13 protein-coding genes and 1 pseudogene are annotated in these 18976 nt (G+C 72.1%); 8 read left to right on the top strand and 6 right to left on the bottom strand.

Annotation, left to right across the window (positions count from 1 at the left end; translation table 11 throughout):
* Window position 1: 1 nt before the first annotated feature.
* The 3 genes and pseudogenes from ACFWJX_RS12805 to ACFWJX_RS12795 form a co-directional block, all read left to right on the top strand.
* Window positions 2-727 (top strand): annotated as a pseudogene (locus tag ACFWJX_RS12805) (enolase C-terminal domain-like protein); the annotation flags it as partial.
* A gap of 826 nt (window positions 728-1553) precedes the next feature.
* Complete coding sequence (locus ACFWJX_RS12800) at window positions 1554-2213, top strand: RNA polymerase sigma factor (RefSeq protein ID WP_383240962.1); 660 nt, start codon at window positions 1554-1556, stop codon at window positions 2211-2213.
* Entirely contained in the window at window positions 2213-3301 is a 1089-nt protein-coding gene (locus ACFWJX_RS12795) for a hypothetical protein (RefSeq protein ID WP_383240959.1), read from the top strand. Before ACFWJX_RS12800 ends, ACFWJX_RS12795 begins: the two co-directional genes overlap by 1 nt.
* 203 nt (window positions 3302-3504) lie before the next feature.
* Here ACFWJX_RS12795 and ACFWJX_RS12790 read toward each other — a convergent pair whose 3' ends face one another.
* The gene (locus ACFWJX_RS12790; RefSeq protein WP_383240956.1) at window positions 3505-4413 is read right to left on the bottom strand and encodes a L,D-transpeptidase family protein; all 909 of its coding nucleotides are present in this window, start codon (window positions 4411-4413) and stop codon (window positions 3505-3507) included.
* 242 nt (window positions 4414-4655) lie between these two features.
* On the opposite strand from ACFWJX_RS12790, the gene ACFWJX_RS12785 reads away from it, so the two are divergent.
* On the top strand, window positions 4656-6236 hold the full coding sequence (locus ACFWJX_RS12785; RefSeq protein ID WP_383240953.1) for a methylmalonyl-CoA mutase: 1581 nt from the start codon (window positions 4656-4658) through the stop codon (window positions 6234-6236).
* Window positions 6237-6345: 109 nt separating this feature from the next.
* Here the strand turns inward: ACFWJX_RS12785 and ACFWJX_RS12780 are convergent, their stop codons facing one another.
* The 4 genes from ACFWJX_RS12780 to ACFWJX_RS12765 form a co-directional block, all read right to left on the bottom strand.
* Entirely contained in the window at window positions 6346-7506 is a 1161-nt protein-coding gene (locus ACFWJX_RS12780; RefSeq protein WP_383240950.1) for an acyltransferase family protein, read from the bottom strand.
* A gap of 166 nt (window positions 7507-7672) precedes the next feature.
* Window positions 7673-10249, bottom strand: a complete 2577-nt coding sequence (locus ACFWJX_RS12775; RefSeq protein WP_383240947.1) for a glycosyltransferase family 4 protein — start codon at window positions 10247-10249, stop codon at window positions 7673-7675.
* 166 nt (window positions 10250-10415) lie between these two features.
* Window positions 10416-11750: a polysialyltransferase family glycosyltransferase gene (locus ACFWJX_RS12770; protein ID WP_383240944.1), complete on the bottom strand. Its 1335-nt coding sequence runs from the start codon at window positions 11748-11750 to the stop codon at window positions 10416-10418.
* Window positions 11750-12751, bottom strand: coding sequence for a glycosyltransferase family 2 protein (locus ACFWJX_RS12765; RefSeq protein ID WP_383240942.1), 1002 nt, complete (start codon window positions 12749-12751; stop codon window positions 11750-11752). Before ACFWJX_RS12765 ends, ACFWJX_RS12770 begins: the two co-directional genes overlap by 1 nt.
* A 197-nt stretch (window positions 12752-12948) precedes the next feature.
* Here ACFWJX_RS12765 and ACFWJX_RS12760 point away from each other — a divergent pair, with 197 nt between their 5' ends.
* From ACFWJX_RS12760 to ACFWJX_RS12745, 4 genes are read left to right on the top strand one after another with little or no spacing between them, the layout of a single operon-like run.
* Window positions 12949-14310 (top strand): DUF6716 putative glycosyltransferase, encoded by a 1362-nt coding sequence (locus ACFWJX_RS12760; protein ID WP_383240939.1) that lies wholly within the window; start codon window positions 12949-12951, stop codon window positions 14308-14310.
* Window positions 14311-14366: 56 nt separating this feature from the next.
* Window positions 14367-15602 carry a cytidylyltransferase domain-containing protein gene (locus ACFWJX_RS12755; RefSeq protein WP_383240936.1) on the top strand — a complete coding sequence of 412 codons (1236 nt, stop codon included), beginning with the start codon at window positions 14367-14369 and terminating at the stop codon, window positions 15600-15602.
* 13 nt (window positions 15603-15615) lie between these two features.
* Window positions 15616-16554 carry an N-acetylneuraminate synthase family protein gene (locus ACFWJX_RS12750; RefSeq protein WP_383240933.1) on the top strand — a complete coding sequence of 313 codons (939 nt, stop codon included), beginning with the start codon at window positions 15616-15618 and terminating at the stop codon, window positions 16552-16554.
* A 55-nt stretch (window positions 16555-16609) separates the two neighbouring features.
* Window positions 16610-17698 (top strand): hypothetical protein, encoded by a 1089-nt coding sequence (locus ACFWJX_RS12745; protein WP_383240930.1) that lies wholly within the window; start codon window positions 16610-16612, stop codon window positions 17696-17698.
* Window positions 17699-18272: 574 nt separating this feature from the next.
* Here ACFWJX_RS12745 and ACFWJX_RS12740 read toward each other — a convergent pair.
* Window positions 18273-18953 (bottom strand): class I SAM-dependent DNA methyltransferase, encoded by a 681-nt coding sequence (locus tag ACFWJX_RS12740; protein ID WP_383240927.1) that lies wholly within the window; start codon window positions 18951-18953, stop codon window positions 18273-18275.
* Window positions 18954-18976 lie beyond the last annotated feature (23 nt).

The raw sequence follows: 18976 nt of genomic DNA, 5'->3' as shown, positions 1-18976 counted from the left end.
GGTCAAGGGCGGTGTCCTTGCGGGCGCGGAGGAGGTCAGGGCGGTCCGCGCCCTCAAGGACCGCTTCCCGGGGGCCCGGATCACCCTCGACCCGAACGGCGCCTGGTCCCTGGCCGAGGCGGTCGAGCTGTGCCGTCCGCTGGGCGACACGCTCGCGTACGCCGAGGACCCCTGTGGGGCCGAGGGGGGCTACTCCGGGCGGGAGATCCTCGCCGAGTTCCGCCGCGCGACCGGCCTGCCCACCGCGACCAACATGATCGCCACCGACTGGCGTCAGATGACCCACGCCCTGGCCCTCCAGTCGGTCTCCATCCCGCTCGCTGACCCGCACTTCTGGACCATGCAGGGCTCCGTACGCGTGGCGCAGCTGTGCAACGCGATGGGTCTGACCTGGGGCTGCCACTCCAACAACCACTTCGACATCAGCCTCGCCATGGTCACCCACTGCGGCGCCGCCGCCCCGGGCGAGTACAACGCCCTCGACACGCACTGGATCTGGCAGGAAGGAATGGAACGCCTCACCACGGCCCCGCCGCGCATCGTAGGCGGCGAGATCGCCGTCTCGGAGACCCCGGGCCTGGGCGTCCAGCTCGACATGGACCGGCTGCTGGCGGCCCACGAGCTCTACCGGCAGAAGGCGCTGGGGGCCCGCGACGACGCCGTCACCATGCAACACCTCGTCCCTGGCTGGGAGTTCGACAGCAAGCGGCCCTGCCTGGTGCGGTAGGCGACAGTTCGACGCTGTGTCGGAGGAGACGATCTCGGCGTCCGGCCTGTCTGCCGGTCCGCACGCCGGCCGAGGCGCCGAGGACTTCAGAACCTCGCCTGCTACCGCTGCTACTCAGCGAACCGAGTACCGCTGGCCACCCTGGTGCGGGTGGCCGGCCGCAGATGGACGGTCGAGGAGACACTCCAGTCCGGCAAGGACCTGGCCGGACTGAACGAGCACCGGGTCAGACGCTGTGCCGACCCGCAGAGCAGCGGATTTCCATCGCGGTCCGGGGTTCCACGAGACCGTTGCCCACCTCAAGTGGTCCACCACGTGATCGGTGAACCACGGCCGGACCGGACGGGCGAGCGCGGATGGGAACGCTAAAAGATCATCATCACCGGCACCGACCCTTCCGCGCCACGGCCCAGCGCCTTGAGACAGGGATGATCGGCGGGTCTCTGGACGCGCTGGTCACGCGCTGGTTATGGAGACGCCTCGAACCTCGGGTAACACCAGGTCGCCTGGGGTGGAATGCGCAACGGCCGGGGCCGCCACCCCCCACAGGAGAGGCCCCGGCCGTCGCGCGGCACGGGCCGCGCGGCGACCCGTATCTCCTACAGCGCCATGAATGCGTTTTCTGTCACACCCGGCGACCGCGCACCCGCGTCACGAGTCGGTTGCAGCTTGTTCGGACATGGACGACCCGCGGTTTCAGGTCGTAACGTGCCTTTCGCGCCGGAAGGCGGAAGGGCTGAGCAGCGTGACCGACTGCGGCCGCGACCATGAGCGGCCCCGACCAGCTGCGGTCGGCGAACCGCACCATCGACCGAGGAACCACGACGTGGGGGACGACGCGGAGCTGACAGCCGCGGTGCTTGCGGCACAGAACGGGGACGAGACCGCTTTCCGTGCTGTGTACCGCTCGGTGCACCCGCGGCTCCTCGGGTACGTCCGAACCCTGGTCGGCGACCTCGACGCCGAGGACGTGACCTCCGAGTCCTGGCTCCAGATAGCGCGCGACCTGGAGCGGTTCAGCGGGGACGCCGACCGCTTCCGCGGCTGGGCCGCCCGGATCGCCCGCAACCGGGCGCTGGACCACATCCGGATGCGCGGGCGCCGGCCCGTGGCCGTCGGCGACGAGACGGAACTGACCGGCCGGGCCGCCGAGTCGGACACCGCCGGCGAGGCCATGGAAGCGCTCGCCACCGGCCGCACCCTCGACCTGATCGCCCGCCTGCCGCAGGACCAGGCCGAGGCGGTCGTCCTGCGGGTGGTGGTGGGCCTCGACGCCAAGACCGCAGCCGAGACGCTCGGCAAACGGCCCGGCGCCGTACGTACGGCCGCGCACCGCGGGCTGAGGAAGCTCGCCGAGCTGCTCGGCGAGGACCCGGACACGGCGGGCGTGCTCGACGCGCTCCCGGCGCAACGGGTCCCGAGGGGGCGCGCGGTGTCGTCCGGCGGTGTGACGCATGCGTGCGCGCCGACGCAGAAGGACATGTGATGGCCGACGATCGCTGTGTCTTCCCCGGGGACGGGGAACCCGCCGGTCCCGCCGCGGGCCGCTCCAACGGCCGCTGGCTGAACCGAGAGACGGCGGAACGCCTGTTGACCGGGGAGGCGGCGGACAACGCTGTCGCGCCCGCCCACCGCGCGGAGGCCGACCGGCTGGCGAGGACCCTGGACGCGCTCGCCGCGCTCTCGGCCGCCGCACCCGTCCCGGACGACGAGGAACTCCCCGGCGAGGCGGCGGCCCTCGCCGCGTTCCGCAAGGCCCACGCGGACCGCGCGGCGGACGCGCAGCCGGGCCTCTTCGCCGAGCCTGCCTACGCCTCCGAGCCGTCGCCCGGCGACGACGCGGGTGTGGTCCGCATCGGCGGCCGTATCCCGTCGTACGGTGGCCGTCACCCTCGATGGAGCCGCCCCGCCCGGTTGGGACTGGCCGCCGCGCTGACCGTCGGCATGGTCGGCGGGGTGGCGGTCGCGGCCGGCACCGGGTTCCTGCCCACGCCGTTCGACGACGCCGAACCGGGACCGGCGGCCTCCGTGTCGGCCGCCGCGACGCCCGGACCGAACCGCCCGCTCGTCTCGCCCACGCCCGAGGCGGCCCCCGGCGGCGCGGGCTCGGCGACCCCCGACGGCGGCGCGAAGGGCACCCCTGCTCCGGGCGCTCCGGGTTCCGCCGACGACCTGACCGCGGCCTGCCGCGAGAAGGGCGCCGGCCGGACGCTGGACGCCGAGCGCCGCCGCACCCTGGAACACGCTGCGGGCGGCTCCGCGCGCGTACCGGCGTACTGCGCGGGCCTGCTCGGCGACCGGGGCGGCCAGGACTCCCGCGGGTCGAGCGGCGGCAAGGACCGGGACGACAAAGGCGACGAGCAGAACGACGGCCAGAACGGCGGCCAGAGCGCGGGCCGGACCGGCGGGAAGAACGGCGGCGCGACCGGCCAGGACAGCAAGGGCCGGGGCGGCAAGAAGGGCGAGAAGGACCCGGAGAAGCCGGGCGACGAGGACGGCAAGGGTGCCGAGAGCGGCAAGTCCTCCGGTGGCGGCAACGGCAGAGGCAACGGCGCCAACGCCCCCGCCCTCTGACCATGCCTGTGACCTGCGATTTCTCGGTCCGCAAAAAGTTTCCTGCCGCAGGGTGTGACGTTTTCGGCGGCTCCGGCGCAGTAAGTAGTGAGCCGACTGGTCATCGGCCCTCGCATGGAGCCGGGGTTCCCCCCGTACCTACGGCTCGTGCACCTGGCGCGGGCGGGACACGTTCCCCCGGTCCCGCCCGCGCCCCATACCTCTCACCATGAGACGACGACCTTGTCGCCGTTCCTCACCTGCGCGAACAGCTCCGCGATCGCCGCCTCGTCCCGTACGTTGACGCAACCGTGCGAGGCCCCGGCGTATCCGCGGGCCGCGAAGTCCGACGAGTAGTGCACCGCCTGCCCGCCGCTGAAGAACATCGCGTACGGCATCGGCGAGTCGTAGAGCGTGGACACGTGGTGGCGGGACTTCCAGTAGACGCGGAACACACCCTCGCGGGTGGGCGTGTACTGGGAGCCGAACCGGACCGACACCGCGGTCAGGGTCCGTCCGTCGACCATCCAGCGCAGGGTGCGGCTCGTCTTGTCGACGCACAGCACCCGCCCGGTCAGACACCGGGGGTCGGGTTCGGCGGCCGGCTGACCGCCCATCAGATACAGCTCCCACTGCCCCGGCTGGCGCGTCATGCCGAGCAGCCGCTGCCAGGTGACGGAGTCCGTCCGGCCGGTCCTGGGCAGCCCGCGCTTGCCCTGGAAGCCCTTCACGGCCTCCTCGGTGCGGGCGTCGTAGCTCCCCGAGGGCCCCTCGAACAGCCAGGCGACCTGGCGCAGCCGGGCCTGGAGTTCGCGGACGTCGCGCCCGGAGTCGCCGGGCGACCAGAGGACGCGGGGCGGGGGAGCGGGGGTGGGGGTGGCGGAGGCCTTCGGGCTCGGGGTGCCGTCGCCCGCCGGACGCGCGGGCGCCGTACTCGACGCCTTGCCGTCGGCGGGCCCGCCGGGGGCCGTCGGGCCGACGTCGGCGCGCGCGGGCGGGCGCGCCGCGCCGCCCTCCGCGCCGGTCGTTCCCGCCGTGCAGCCGCACACCGTGGCCAGCGCCGCCGCGCCGGCCAGGACGGCGAGCGTTCTCCGCACGGCGAGCGTTCTCCGCCCGGCCGTTCCGCGTCTCATGCCCGTCGTACGCATGCGTGACCCCCGTCGTCTCACCGGCGCACTGTCTCATCCCGTATGTTCCCCGCGGATGACGCCACGCGAACGGCCCGGCACGGTGGTGACGGGGACCGCAGCAAGTCTGTGAGCAAGGTCCCAGCGTGCTCCCCTCCACCGGGTGCAGGCACACCGCTACAGTCCGTCGAAGGTCGGACCGCCCAGCCGGTAGCCGGCGAGTAACCTTGAGCGGGAGGCAATACACCATGGCGCGCGAGTCTGAGTCCGGACTGCCCATCGAACCGGTCTACGGACCGGACGCCCTCGAGGGCTGGGATCCGGCGGAGAAGCTGGGCGAGCCGGGCGCCTATCCCTACACGCGGGGCGTGTACCCGTCGATGTACACCGGTCGGCCGTGGACGATGCGCCAGTACGCCGGTTTCGGCACGGCGACGGAGTCCAACGCCCGCTACAAGCAGCTCATCGCCAACGGCACGATGGGCCTGTCGGTCGCCTTCGACCTGCCGACCCAGATGGGCCACGACTCCGACGCGCCGATCTCCTCCGGCGAGGTCGGCAAGGTCGGTGTCGCCATCGACTCCGTCGACGACATGCGGGTGCTGTTCGGCGGGATCCCGCTGGACAAGGTGTCCACGTCGATGACGATCAACGCGCCCGCCGCCCTGCTGCTGCTCCTCTACCAACTCGTCGCGGAGGAGCAGGGCGTCCCCGCCGACAAGCTCACCGGCACCATCCAGAACGACGTGCTGAAGGAGTACATCGCGCGCGGGACGTACATCTTCCCGCCGAAGCCGTCGCTGCGCCTGATCGCCGACATCTTCAAGTACTGCAAGGCCGAGATCCCCAAGTGGAACACGATCTCGATCTCCGGCTACCACATGGCGGAGGCGGGTGCCTCGCCCGCGCAGGAGATCGCGTTCACCCTCGCCGACGGCATCGAGTACGTGCGCACGGCCGTCGCGGCCGGCATGGACGTCGACGACTTCGCCCCCCGCCTGTCCTTCTTCTTCGTCGCGCGGACGACGATCCTGGAGGAGGTCGCCAAGTTCCGTGCCGCGCGCCGCATCTGGGCGCGCGTGATGCGGGAGGAGTTCGGCGCGAAGAACCCCAAGTCGCTGATGCTGCGGTTCCACACGCAGACCGCGGGCGTGCAGCTGACCGCCCAGCAGCCCGAGGTGAACCTGGTCCGGGTCGCCGTCCAGGGTCTGGCGGCCGTCCTCGGCGGCACCCAGTCCCTGCACACCAACTCCTTCGACGAGGCGATCGCGCTCCCCACCGACAAGTCGGCCCGGCTGGCGCTGCGCACGCAGCAGGTCCTCGCCTACGAGACGGACGTGACGGCGACGGTCGACCCGTTCGCCGGGTCGTACGTCATCGAGAAGATGACCGACGACGTCGAGGCCGCCACGCTGGAGCTGATGACGAAGGTCGAGGATCTCGGCGGCGCGGTCTCCGCGATCGAGCACGGTTTCCAGAAGGGCGAGATCGAGCGCAGCGCGTACCGCATCGCCCAGGAGACCGACTCCGGTGAGCGGGTCGTGGTCGGCGTCAACCGCTACCAGCTCGACGCGGAGGAGCCGTACGAGCCGCTCCGCGTGGACCCGGCGATCGAGGCCCAGCAGGCGGACCGCCTCGCGAAGCTGCGCGCCGAGCGGGACCAGTCGGCGGTGGACACGGCCCTCGCGGAGCTGAAGAAGGCCGCCGAGGGCGAGGACAACGTCCTCTACCCGATGAAGGACGCCCTGAAGGCCCGCGCGACGGTCGGCGAGGTGTGCAACGCCCTGCGCGAGATCTGGGGCACCTACGTGCCCAGCGACGCGTTCTGAGTCGTACGGAAGCGGCCAGGTGGTCGGCCGGCCCGGCTGCCTGGTCGCCGCGCCGGCCCACGTAACCGTCCGGCAGCACGAGGAACAGCCCCCGGCCGCGCTTCTCCCTTCAGAGCTTCTTGGACAGCACGCCCCGCAGCCACGGGGTCATCGGCTTCTCGACGAAACGGTTCATCAGCCAGGCCAGCACCAGCATCGAGGTGACGGTCAGCGCGAAGGTCACCGAGGCCGGCAGCTCCAGGGTGCGGTGCAGGACCCGGATGACCATCCAGCCGAGGTGCTCGTGGACCAGGTAGAAGGGGTACGTCAGCGCCCCGGCCACCGTCAGCCAGCGCCAGTTCGCCCAGTTGAGCCAGCCCAGCGCGATCGCCGCCACGGCCACGAAGCCGAAGGCGACGACGCCGACGATGCCGGTGGTGGTGCGGTGGGCGAAGGCGTTCGGGTCGGAGGCGTTCCACAGCTCGCTCACCGCGTAGTGCTGGCCGATCAGGAAGCTGACGAGCACGATGCCCCAGGCGTAGGCGTCCCGCCGGTCGCGGTGGACGAGGTAGAGGCCGATGCCGCCGATGAAGAACGGCGCGTACTCCGGCATCAGGACCAGGTCGAGCAGCGGCTGGTGCGCGGCCTGCGCGATGGCGGCGGCGAGCGTCCAGCCCGCGCAGAACATGATGACCCGGCGGCGGTTCGCCCCCGGCAGGACGACGCACAGCGCGAACAGGGCGTAGAAGCGGATCTCCACCCACAGCGTCCAGCACACGCCCAGCACCCGGTCCGCGCCCAGCGGCTGCTGAAGCAGCGTCAGGTTGAGCAGGGCGTCGCTCGGCGACACGGCCTCGTAGACGACCGGCGGCAGGGCGAACACCGCCGTCACCAGCACGACGGCCACCCAGTAGGCGGGCATCAGCCGGGAGGCGCGGGAGGCGAAGAACGACTTGAGGGGCCGCCCCCAGCCGCTCATGCAGATCACGAACCCGCTGATCACGAAGAACACCTGGACACCGAGGCAGCCGTAGGCGGCGAACGAGTGCAGCGTGGGGAACTGGTGCTTCGGCGTGGTGCCCCAGGCCTCGGTGACATAGCCGCCGCGGCCGGCGTAGTGGTACACCGCCACCATCAGCGCGGCGACCAGCCGCAGTCCGTCGAGCGCCCGGAGCCTGCTGACCGCCCGGCGGCCGGGCGACGGCGCGGGCGGCAGCGGAACGCCGGGCTCCTGGACGGACACAGCCGCGGCGGGCTGAGGCTTCGATGTGCTCACGACCGTTTCGGTCACGCTGATATCCCTCGCAGTGCCCCGTGGGTTCTTTTGTGCACGCTCCTGACCGGAGACGATCGGATCACCGGAGAGTCGTCAACCGGGATCCTAGGTCTTGATCAGGAGGTCTTTTGTTCGACTGGATGGCCTTTGTCCATCCCGTCGCCGCGTGTTCACCGCGACGTCAGCTCCGCTTCAGCAGCCGGGCCGCCTGGTTGCCGATCCGGAGGCGCACCGACTCCCTCCGCGCCAGCTGCCGGACGGACCGGCCCCGCGCGCCGAGCAGAGCCGCGATCCGCCCGATCTCCGACCAGACCCTGGCCCGGTCGCCGCTCACGATCGCCGCCGCGGACAGCAGCCGGCACGCCTCTTCGGCCTCGCCGCGCCCCGCCCGGATCTCCGCCAGGCCGACGAGGACGTCCACCGGCTGCCGACGGCGCAGGATCTCCTCGCCCACCCGCAGGGCGTCGTCGTGACGGCCCGCGGTGAGGTGCCGGGTGAAGTCCTCGATGAGGTACGTGCCGTGCCGCGAGGGGACGACCGGGAACCGCCGCACGGGGTCGGCCTCCGGCGCACCGTCACCGGCCGGGCGCCGCACGGGATCACCGGGCCCCGGCAGGCCCAGTGCCGTCGTCATCCGCGCGGTGAAGGCGGGGATGTCGAAGAGTTCCTCGACGTCGCCGTACCCGGTCTCCGAGACCTCGTCGTCCAGCACCCGGCGCAGCGCGTCGAGCGCCGACTCCGGGGTGTACTCGGGGAAGGAGCGGTACCCGGACACACCGTCCAGGACCTCCCGGGACCCCACCCGGTGGTAGGTGACCGTGCGCAGCCGCTGCTGCACCGCCTCCACCACCGACAGCGGCATCGGGTCGTCGACGCTGGACAGGAAGAAGACGTCCGAGGCGGCCAGTTCCTCCCGCACGCGCTCGCGGGAGAGCGCCCCCATCCACTCGACGCGATCCGACAGCAGGGTGGAGGAGCCGATCCGCCACGTCTTCTGGCCGATCCACGCGAACCGCCACGGCAACCCCTGCCCGTACGCCAGTTCGGCGACCCGTGAGAACAGGTCGAGACCCTTGCGGTCCTGCATCGAACCGACCATCACGACGCGCGGCCGCGCACCGGGCGTACGCCTCGCACGGGCGCGGTGGGCGTCGCGGGGAACCGTGTTGTAGACCACGACCGGGTCGCTCACCCCCAGCCCGCGGAACATGTCGGCCTGGGCGTTCGACACGCACAGCACCTTGAGACCGGGCAGCAGGTCGATCATCTCCTGGTGCCGCGGCGCGTTGCGTGAGCCCTCGAAGTTCATGACGTACTCGGTCTCGTGGGCGTACACCACCACGGACCTGCCCTGCTCCCGCAACGCCGACACCAGCTCGCCCGCCAGCGGCGAACGCCAGAACGGGGCCAGGCTGTTGATCAGGACCACCTCGGCGTCCGCCAGGTCCGTCAGGACGTCCTCGTAGCGGCCGTAGGCCCCGAGGTCGAAGTAGCGGACGTCGACCGGGCTCTGCGCGAGCAGCGCCTGCGTGTAGGTGAGGACGGGAATCGCCACCCCGGTGACGTAGTCGAAGCCCAGTCCCAGCACGGCCAGCGAGCGCGGCCGTTCCACCCGCCCGCGCACGGCCCGCAGCGCCCGTTCGGCCCGGGACAGGCCGGCCCGTCCGGCGTCGTCCTCCGGCACCCAGCGCGGGGCCGGCGGTTCGACGGGTACGGCGGCCCCCTCGACGACGCGCAGCACGCGCCCGGCGACGTCGTCCTGGAAGGCGACGAAGTGCTCGAGGGGCTCACCGTGCTCGTTGGCCGGGAACTCGGCCGAGCGCTTGAGGTCGGCCACCACGTCGACGAGTTCGCCGAGCGTGCCCACATTGCGCAGCAGGGGGTGGTGGATCGTGGGGAACACGATGTTCAGCGGGGGCGGGCTGAACAGGATCAGCGGGGTGTCCGCCCGCAGGGTCTGGAGATACGCCGTGGAGTAGAAGGTGACCGCGAGGTCGTAGCCGTCGAGCGCGGAGGGGTCCGGGTCCGTCTCGACCTCGCCGAACTCGGCGAGCGCGGACCGCAGTTCGGTGAGCTGTTCACGCTGGTCCTTGCGGGACAGTCTGCTGTGGCGGGTCAGCGGCTGGGCGAGCACCGCCATGCGCAGCGGCTCGTCGGGCTTCTTGGCGTGCCGGTGGGCGGTGGTGCGGGCCGCCCGCAGCAGGGCCGGGTCGTCGCTGTGGCCGAGGGCGCCGGTGATGTGGACGGGCGGGTCGGCGTCGGCGGAGCGGAACAGCAAGTGGTGGGCGGTCGCCGGGCCCCAGACGCAGACGGCGGCCGGGGACGAGGAGCCGTAGTACCAGCTCTGGTCGCGCCGTCCGGTGCCGGTCCTCCTGCGGTGGAAGTCCAGGTGGCAGTCCTGGACGAGGATCACCGGCAGCGTGCGGCCCAGCGCGCCGGCCACCCGGCGGCCGCGCTGCGACTGGTCGTCGAAGAAGACCAGCCGGTCGATGCGCTCCTCTTCGGCGAAGGCGCGTATTCGGTGACCGAGTTCCTCCAGGAACTCCGCGTTGTCCAGCCCTTCGTCCACGGGGAACAGGTTGGATGCCACGAGGCCCTCGCCCCGGGCCGCGGCCTCCTGTTCGAGCCGTCCGGCGTTGTTCGCGTCCCGGTCGGCGACGAGGAGATGGAACGAGTGGGCGTCGGCTCCCTCGGCTCGCATGATCTCCGAGGCGAGGCCGACCCCATTGCGGTTCTCGACAAACACAGCGATGCGCACCGTGTGAATGAAATACGACCGGGTTTCCCGGAACCTGCCACCCGATTCAAAATTTCGGTGAACAGTAAATGAGCGTCGGGATACGGCGGCGTGCACGGCAGTTCCCGCGGCTCGCACCCGCTCCGCGTGAACTCGGCATACCCGTATGCCGTGTGGAACTGGCCGCCTAAGCCCGCCGCACCGCCTTGCGCATCGCTCTCGCCCGCCGCACCACCCGGCGCGCGGTGGAGTTGCGCGGAATGAACGACAGCCGCTCCGGGATACCGCCCGGCAGGCCCAGCGCGGTGAGCCGCCGGCGCTTGAAGTACCGCTTGGTGCGCGGCCCGAGACGGGTGCGCAGATATTCCTCGGCGACCGGGCGCAGGCTCGGGTGGATCTGCGCCTGCATCACATAGCCCACCGTCCTGACCAGATCGGTCAGCGACTCCTCCGGGATGCGCGTCTCGCCCTCACCGTCCTCCAGGTCCGGCAGCAGCGCGTCCGCCAGCAGGGCAGGCACCCGGTTGCTGTTCTGGTAGGGGGTGAGCCGGTCCATCAGCCGCTCGGTGCCGATACGGGCGACCGGCAGGTCGTAGAACGCCGACGCGGTGAACAGGGCGGTGGAGAAGCAGCCCACCACCAGCGCGGGCCGCGCCTTGGCGAACAGCACCTCGGCGAGGACCGGCGTGTCCAGCACCGTGAGGTCGACGCCCAGCTTCGCGGCCTCGGCCTCCAGGACCCTGCTGTAGCGGGCCGGCGCGGTCGGGTGCGGCTTGAACACCACGGCCCGGTGCCCGCGGGCGACCGCCCCCCGCATCATCCGCACGTGCAGGTCCTCTTCCTCCTCCACGGTGAGGATGCCGAGGGCGGACAGGTACTGGCCCAGCAGCAGCGCCGAGTCGTCGGGCAGCGCGGGCAGTTCCTCCACGGCCTCGCCGATCTCCCCCAGGACCTTGAGGAAACCGCTCGCCGGCACGGTCTGCGCGGGCACCCCGAACTCGGTGAGCAGCAGCGGCACCAGCCCCGGCACCAGGTCCAGGTGGAGCAGCCGGCGCACCCGGGTGCCGATGAGCGGGTCGATCTTGTTACGGGTCGGCCCGTAGCTCATCAGTCCGTCGGCGTAGACCTCGACGGGCGCCCCGGGGAACACCTGCGCGATCGCCTGTGCCGGGTTGACCTGGATCGACTCCACGACGATCTCGACCCGGTCCTCGCCCAGCCCCCACAGCATCCGCAGATACCGCTCCAGAAGCGGCGCGTCGTCGGCGCGCGGTGCCCAGGCGCCCGGGTGGAAGGGGCTGATGGCCTCGTTCCAGGACAGCACCGCGTCGAAGCGGTCCCGCAGCGGTGCGAAGCCCGGCATCTCGTCGACGGCCGGGGTGGTCTCCGGTGTCGTCGTGTTGTTGCACACCAGCAGCAGCCTGCGGTCCGCCGCCGGGAAGCAGCCGGCGTCCAGCGCGGTGGCCAGGGTGGCGGCGCCGTACAGCGTGGAGGCGCAGAAGATCTGAGTCGTGCGAGGCATCAGGCGGCCGCCTTCGGGGTGCCGGTCTTCGATGAGGTGATCCTGCGGCGCAGCCGGCGCAGTGTCGACGAGCGCTCCAGGTCCATCGTGTCCAGGACCTCGGCGAGCAGCTCCTGCGGCATGCGCCTGATGGCCGCCGCGCTCATGGCGCGCAGCTGCCGGGCCACCGGCGGCTCGAACTTCTCGATCTCGCCGAGGTGGTGGGCGATGATCGCGCAGTACGTGCGCACCGCCTTGGGGAGCAGCCGGTCGGCCTCGCGGTCCCGCGCGGTCTCCTCGATGACCTGGTCGAACGCCCGGATGAAGTCCAGTTGGCGGGCGTCGCCGATCTGGGTGAGGGAGGAGGCGACCCCGCGCCGGTAGAAGACGCCGAGCAGATTCAGCACGGCGAACGACTCCGCCTCCCGGTGCAGCTTCCAGATCCACGGCCGGTCCTCGGCGGTCCGCAGCCCGTGGGTGAAGTGCAGCAGACCGCGGTCGACGAGACGGCGGTGGTAGGCGCCGGCCCAGGCGTAGGGATAGTCCACCGACGTCGAGCGGTCGGCGGGCAGGATCGCGTCGCGCGGGTCCAGCACCTCCCCGCGCAGCCCGTGCGGATGCCGGACCAGCGTGCGGGCGCGCGCGGTCGCCTGCACATGGTCGACGCGCACGAAGTCGCAGCCCAGCTCCTCGATCGCGGTGGCCAGATCGGTCAGATAGCCGCGCGCGAGCCAGTCGTCGCCGTCCAGGAACGTCAGGTACTCGCCCCGCGCGGCATCCAGTCCGGTATTGCGTGCGGTGGCGAGCCCTCCGTTCTCCTCATGACGGATCAGACGCACCTGAGCGACCTTCGAAAGTTCTTCGGCGGCCCGTTCGAGAATGGCGGGCGTCTCGTCCTTCGAGCGGTCGTCCACCAGCACGAACTCGAAGTCCGGGCGGGCGTTCAGATGAAGGCTTCTGAGGGTGTCCGGGGCGTATTGCTGGACGTTGTAGAACGGCACGATCACGGAAAGCTTGGGCACGCGGAAATCCTAGGAGTGCGCCCGGCAGCGAAAATTTCCGGTAAGGGTACGGGTGATGAACTCGATGTGTCGGATCGGTGCATCACGCGTATTTCCCCGGAGTTGACGAGCCGGTTCGGAAACCGGTGGCGCGCTGTTAACTTTCCGTTGAGTCGCGGTTGGGCAAAGCCTGGGTTTTGCTTCCTAGCGTCTTCAACGTGCCACCACGTACTTCGAAGCCCCCACGGATCGCCGTACTCGCGGACTCCGACACCCGCTGGAAATGGGGTGCGTCGACCGCGGGCCGGATCGCTCCGGGCGGTCGGCCGGGCCCGTCCATGGAAACCGGACCCCGGGACGACGCGCAAGTCGCCCCCGTCCTCGACGGCTACCTCCTGCGCGGCCGCGCCACCCCCACGCCCCGCCAACTCGCCGAGGTGGGCGTGCGCGCCGACTCGCTGCGCGAGGTGACGGCCGTCGAGTTCCTGCGCTGCATGGCGACCGAGAAGTACGACGTCCTCGTCCTCGCGCTGGTCGGCGGCGGCGTCCAGGCCATCCTGCACGGCCTCAAGCGGATCTGGGAGGACGGCGGTGAGCGGCCCGTCGTCGTCACCGGCTATGTCGGTGTCGTCTACGAGAAGCTCGCCGACGGTCTGCTGCTGCGGCACGGCGCCGACCTCGTCCTCGCCAACTCCCGCCAGGACGCGGAGCGTTTCCGCGCCGTGTACGACGGTGTCGGCGCCGACGCCTCCTCGGTGACCGAGGTGGCCCTGCCCTTCCTCGGCGGCGCCCCCTACACCGGCGAGCACGACCCGTACACCGTGGTCTTCGCCGCCCAGCCCTCCGTGCCCGAGAACCGCAAGGACCGCACCTACCTGCTCGAACGGCTCGTGGGGCACGCCCGGTTGCACCCCGAGCGCGAGGTGCTGCTCAAGCTGCGCTCCAAGCCCGGTGAACACACCACCCACATCGAGGAGTTGCCGTACCAGAAGCTGGCACAGCGGCTCGACCCGCCCGCCAACTTCCGCCTGGTGTACGGCAACATGGGCGAGGTTCTCGACCGCACCGACCTCATGGTCACGGTCAGCTCCACCGCCGCCCTCGAATCCCTGCACCGCAGCATCCCCACCGTGGTCCTCACCGACCTCGGGGTGCGCGAGGCACTCGGCAACCACCACTTCGTCGGCTCCGGCTGCCTCGCCTCCTGGGACCAGCTCGACGCCGGGCACCGGCCCGCCCCCGACGCGGACTGGGTGGACCGGCAGGGCGTCGCCGCCGGGGGAGGCTCGTACGAACGGGCCTTCGACGCGGCGCGCGAACGCATCACCAAGCTGCTCGACCGCCCCGGCGGCCTGCCCCCGCTCACCCCGTACTACACACCCGTCACCGCGCCCGGCTACCTCCCCGGCATCCTCGCCCGCCACCACCTCGGCCCCGACGGCAGCCCGCTGCCCGGCGCCCCGGCCTCGGACAGGGAACCCGGCCCGGTCCGCCAGATCGTCCGCCGGGCCGCCCGCGGCGCCTACCGCCACGGCGTCCAGCGCGTCGCCCCGGTCATCCGCCGGATCGGGGACCTGTGAGGTCCCCGACGCCCGCCCCCACTTCCGCCTCGGTGCCTTCCCAAGGAGTTCAGCCCATGTCCCACCGCCGAACGGGCCCGGTGCGCCGGGTGCTGGCCGTGATCCCCGCGCGCGGTGGCTCCAAGGGCGTCCCCGCGAAGAACCTCGCGTCCGTCGGCGGGGTGCCCCTGGTGGCGCGGGCCGTGCGGGAATGCCGGGCCACCCGCCTGGTCACCGACGTCGTGGTGTCCACCGACGACCAGGCCATCGCCGTGGCCGCCCGCGAGGCCGGCGCCGAGGTCGTGCTGCGCCCGGCCGCCATCGCCGGGGACACCGCCACCTCCGAGGCCGCCGTCCTGCACGCCATGGACACCCACGAGGCCCTGCACGGCGCGGCCGTCGACGCGGTGCTCCTGGTGCAGTGCACCAGCCCGTTCATCGTCCGCGAGGACATCGACGGCGTCGCCGCCGCGGTCGTCGAGAACGGCGCCGACACGGCCGTCACCGTCGCCCCCTTCCACGGCTTCGTCTGGCGCGACGGCGCGGCCGGCAGCAGCGACGGCGGCTTCGGCGTCAACCACGACAAGTCGTACCGCCCGCGCCGCCAGGACCGCCCCCAGGACCTCCTGGAGACCGGCGCCGCATACGCCATGGACGCGGCCGGCTTCCGCGAGCACGGCCACCGCTTCTTCGGCCGCACCGACCTCGTGCGCACCGACCCCGCCCGCGTGCTGGAGATCGACGACCCGCACGACCTGGCCCGCGCCCGCGTCCTGGCCCCCCTCTTCGACGCGGACCTCCCCCTCGGTTCGCTCCCGACCGCCGCCGACATCGACGCGGTGGTCCTCGACTTCGACGGCACCCAGACCGACGACCGGGTGCTGATCGACTCCGACGGACGGGAGTTCGTCTCCGTGCACCGCGGCGACGGCCTCGGCATCGCCGCCCTGCGCAGGAGCGGACGGAAGCTGCTGATCCTGTCCACGGAACAGAACCCTGTGGTCGCCGCCCGCGCCCGGAAGCTCAAGCTCCCGGTCCTGCACGGCATCGACCGCAAGGACCTCGCACTCAAGCAGTGGTGCGAGGAGCAGGGCATCGCGCCGGAGCGCGTGCTCTACGTCGGCAACGACGTCAACGACCTGCCGTGCTTCGCCCTCGTGGGCTGGCCCGTGGCGGTCGCGAGCGCCCACGACGTCGTACGCGGCGCCGCACGCGCGGTCACCACCCTCCCCGGCGGCGACGGCGCGATCCGGGAGATCGCCGGCTGGATCCTCGGACCCTCTCTCGACTCTCTCGACCCCCTCACCAAGTAAGGAACCCCCTTTCATGAGCACCAACTCCCGCCTCCGCCAGTTCGGTTCGCGTACGGCAGGCCCCGGCCACCCCGTCTACATCTGCGGCGAGATCGGCATCAACCACAACGGTGAGCTGGAGAACGCCTTCAAGCTCATCGACGCGGCCGCCGAGGCCGGCTGCGACGCCGTGAAGTTCCAGAAGCGCACCCCGGAGATCTGCACCCCGCGCGACCAGTGGGACATCGAGCGCGACACCCCCTGGGGCCGGATGACGTACATCGACTACCGCCACCGCGTGGAGTTCGGCGAGGACGAGTACCGCCGGATCGACGAGTACTGCAAGGAGAAGGGGATCGCGTGGTTCGCCTCCCCGTGGGACACCGAGGCCGTCGCCTTCCTGGAGAAGTTCGACGTCCCCGCCCACAAGGTGGCCTCCGCGTCCCTCACCGACGACGAGCTGCTCCGCGCCCTGCGCTCGACGGGCCGCACGGTCATCCTCTCCACCGGCATGTCCACCCCGAAGCAGATCCGCCACGCCGTCGAGGTTCTGGGCAGCGACAACATCCTGCTCTGCCACGCCACCTCGACGTACCCGGCGAAGGCCGAGGAGCTGAACCTCCGCGTCATCAACACCCTCCAGGCCGAGTTCCCCAACGTCCCGATCGGCTACTCCGGCCACGAGACGGGCCTGCAGACCACCCTCGCCGCGGTCGCCCTCGGCGCCGCCTTCGTCGAGCGCCACATCACCCTCGACCGCGCCATGTGGGGCTCCGACCAGGCCGCCTCCGTGGAGCCGCAGGGCCTCACCCGCCTCGTCCGCGACATCCGCACCATCGAGGCCTCGCTCGGCGACGGCGTCAAGAAGGTCTACGAGTCGGAGCTGGGCCCGATGAAGAAGCTGCGCCGCGTCTCGGGCGTCGTCACCGAGGCGGAGATCGCCGCGGCGGCCGGCGAGCCCGTCGGCGTCTGACCCCGGAACCTCTCCGACTGCCGCTACCAGTGCCCTACGGGACGGTCGTACGACGATGAGCCCTCGCGCCGGGAAACCCGGCACCACCCCCCACACCCTCGCGTTCGTCGAGAGCCCGGTACAGCTCCTGAACGTCCTGGAGTGGGCCCACTCCCGGGGACCCCGTCCCCAGGAGGAGCCCGGCGCGGGGGTCACCCTCGTCGTTCTGTCCCCGACCGACCCGATGACCCGCGGCCAGCTGCGCCGCATGGCCGAACTGGCCCGCCACGACGGCCACGAGGTCCGCTGGGAGGAGGCCCGCGGCGGCCCCGCGGCCCCCTTCCGCACCATCGGCGGCCTGACCCGCGAGCTGCGCCACGCCCACCGGATCGTCATGGGAGACCCCTTCTCCCGTTACGTCCAGCTGCTGCTGACCATCACCCGCGCCGACGACCTGGTCGTCGTCGACGACGGCACGGCCACCATGGAGTTCGTCGGCCAGCTCGCCCGCGGCGAACGGCTGGTGCGCTGGCACCGCAAGGGCGGCCGTCCCGGCCCTCGCGACCTGCTGTTCGCCCCGGTGTCCGGCGTGGCCCGGCGCCGCCTCACCCCCGGCCCGGCCCGCCGCGTGGAGGTCTTCTCCTCCATGCCGATCGAGGACGCGCCGGACGGCGTCTCCGTCACCCCCAACACCTTTGCCTGGACCCGCGAGCGCTTCGGCCCACCCCGCGTGACGAAGGGCGCCGACATGGTCGGTACGTCCCTCGTCGAGACCGGCGTCGTCGACGGCGACCGCTATCTGCACGCCGTCGGCGTCCTCGCCCGGACCCACGGCGCCGCCCGCTACTTCGCCCACCGCCGCGAGGGCGCCGAGAAACTGCACCGCCTGGCCGTGGAGACGGGCCTGGAGGTCGTCCGCCCCGACCTCCCCCTCGAACTCATCGCCCGCAGAGGCCCCATCGGCAGAACCGTCCTGAGCTTCCCCTCCACGGTCGTCCACACCCTCCCGCTGGCCCTCGTCGGTACGGAGGTCCGCGTCGCGGTCTGCGACATCGACCCGGCCTGGCTCACCCAGAACGCCTCCCCCCGAGCCCAGGGCTTCCTCTCCGGCGTCACCGGAACAGCCCGCGGCGTCGACCGCCTGGCCACGGTCACAACAGCCTGACCCGCCGGACGACTCCGCCGGGCCACGCCGAGCGCGCGCCGGCGACCATCCCGGCGTACCCGCCGACAGGCGCGCGTGCCGCCGGCCCGGCCCGCCCCCGGCTGCCGACCGCGGTCGGCGACGGCCCGCCCCGGCGACTCTCCCGCCCTGAGCGCCGGCAGGTACGCCCGTTGCCGACGGCGTTTGGCCACGGGTGCCTGCTGTCCGGGGGTCTGGCTCACCGGCGTGTGCGGAGGTCTCGGCGGGCTGTCCCGGCCGGGACCACTGTCCTGGTCGGTGGCTGTCATGCCCTGTGCGTCGGCAGGTACGCCCGCGTGCCCGACGGCGTGGTTTGGCCACGGGTGCCTGCTGTCCGGGGGCCTGGCTCACCGGTGTGTGCGGAGGTCTCGGCGGGCTGTCCCGGCCGGGACCACTGTCCTGGTCGGTGGCTGTCATGCCCTGTGCGTCGGCAGGTACGCCCGCGTGCTCGACGGCGTGGTTTGGCCACGGGTGCCTGCTGTCCGGGGGCCTGGCTCACCGGCGTGTGCCGAGGTCTCGGCGGGCCGCCTCGGCCCACCGTCCTAGCCGGTGGCTGTCATGGCCTGCGCGCCAGCAGGAAGGCCCGGGGCCGTGTCGCGCCGCCCTCGGGCTCCAGGGCTACGCGGGCCTGGACGTCGAGGCCTGCCTCGGTGAGGTGGGCGGCGACCGACTCCGGGGTGCGCCAGTAGTAGTCGAGGACGATCTCCTGGCCGAACCGCTCCGTGAGGCGCTGCCGCTCGCCGTTCCCGGTCTGGAAGCACAGCAGCAGGTACCCGCCCGGCGCGAGGACCCGCCGGAACTCCGCGAACACCGCCGGCAGGTGCGTGTCCGGCACGTGGATCACCGAGAACAGGGCGAGCAGCCCGCCCAGCGTGCGGTCGGGCAGGTCCAGGGCGTCCATCGACCCGACGTGGAAGCGCAGCCCGGGATGCGCCCGGCGGGCCAGGGCCACCATGCGGGGCGAGACGTCGACGCCGAAGACGGGCACCCCGAGCCGGTGCAGCAGCGCGGTGACGTTGCCGGGCCCGCTGCCCACGTCCGCCACCGGCTCCTCGCCTCTGGCCCGCACGAGCTCCGCGAACCCGGAGAGCAGCGCCCGGTCCAGGACCCGCTCCCCGAGCCCGTCGGGAAACGCACGGGCGTACTCCTCGGCGATGGCGTCGTACGCGGCACGGGTGTCCCGGACGAAGCCGGGATCGGCGTCGGCCAGGGCCGAGCAGGTGTTCGGTTCGCTCACGTGCCGGGACTCTAGCGGCGCGC

The organism is Streptomyces sp. NPDC058335, from assembly GCF_042723915.1.
In the GTDB taxonomy this organism is placed as follows: Bacteria; Actinomycetota; Actinomycetes; order Streptomycetales; family Streptomycetaceae; genus Streptomyces.
The sequence above is the reverse complement of the archived record's forward strand: the minus strand, read 5'-3'. Positions and strand labels throughout refer to the sequence as shown.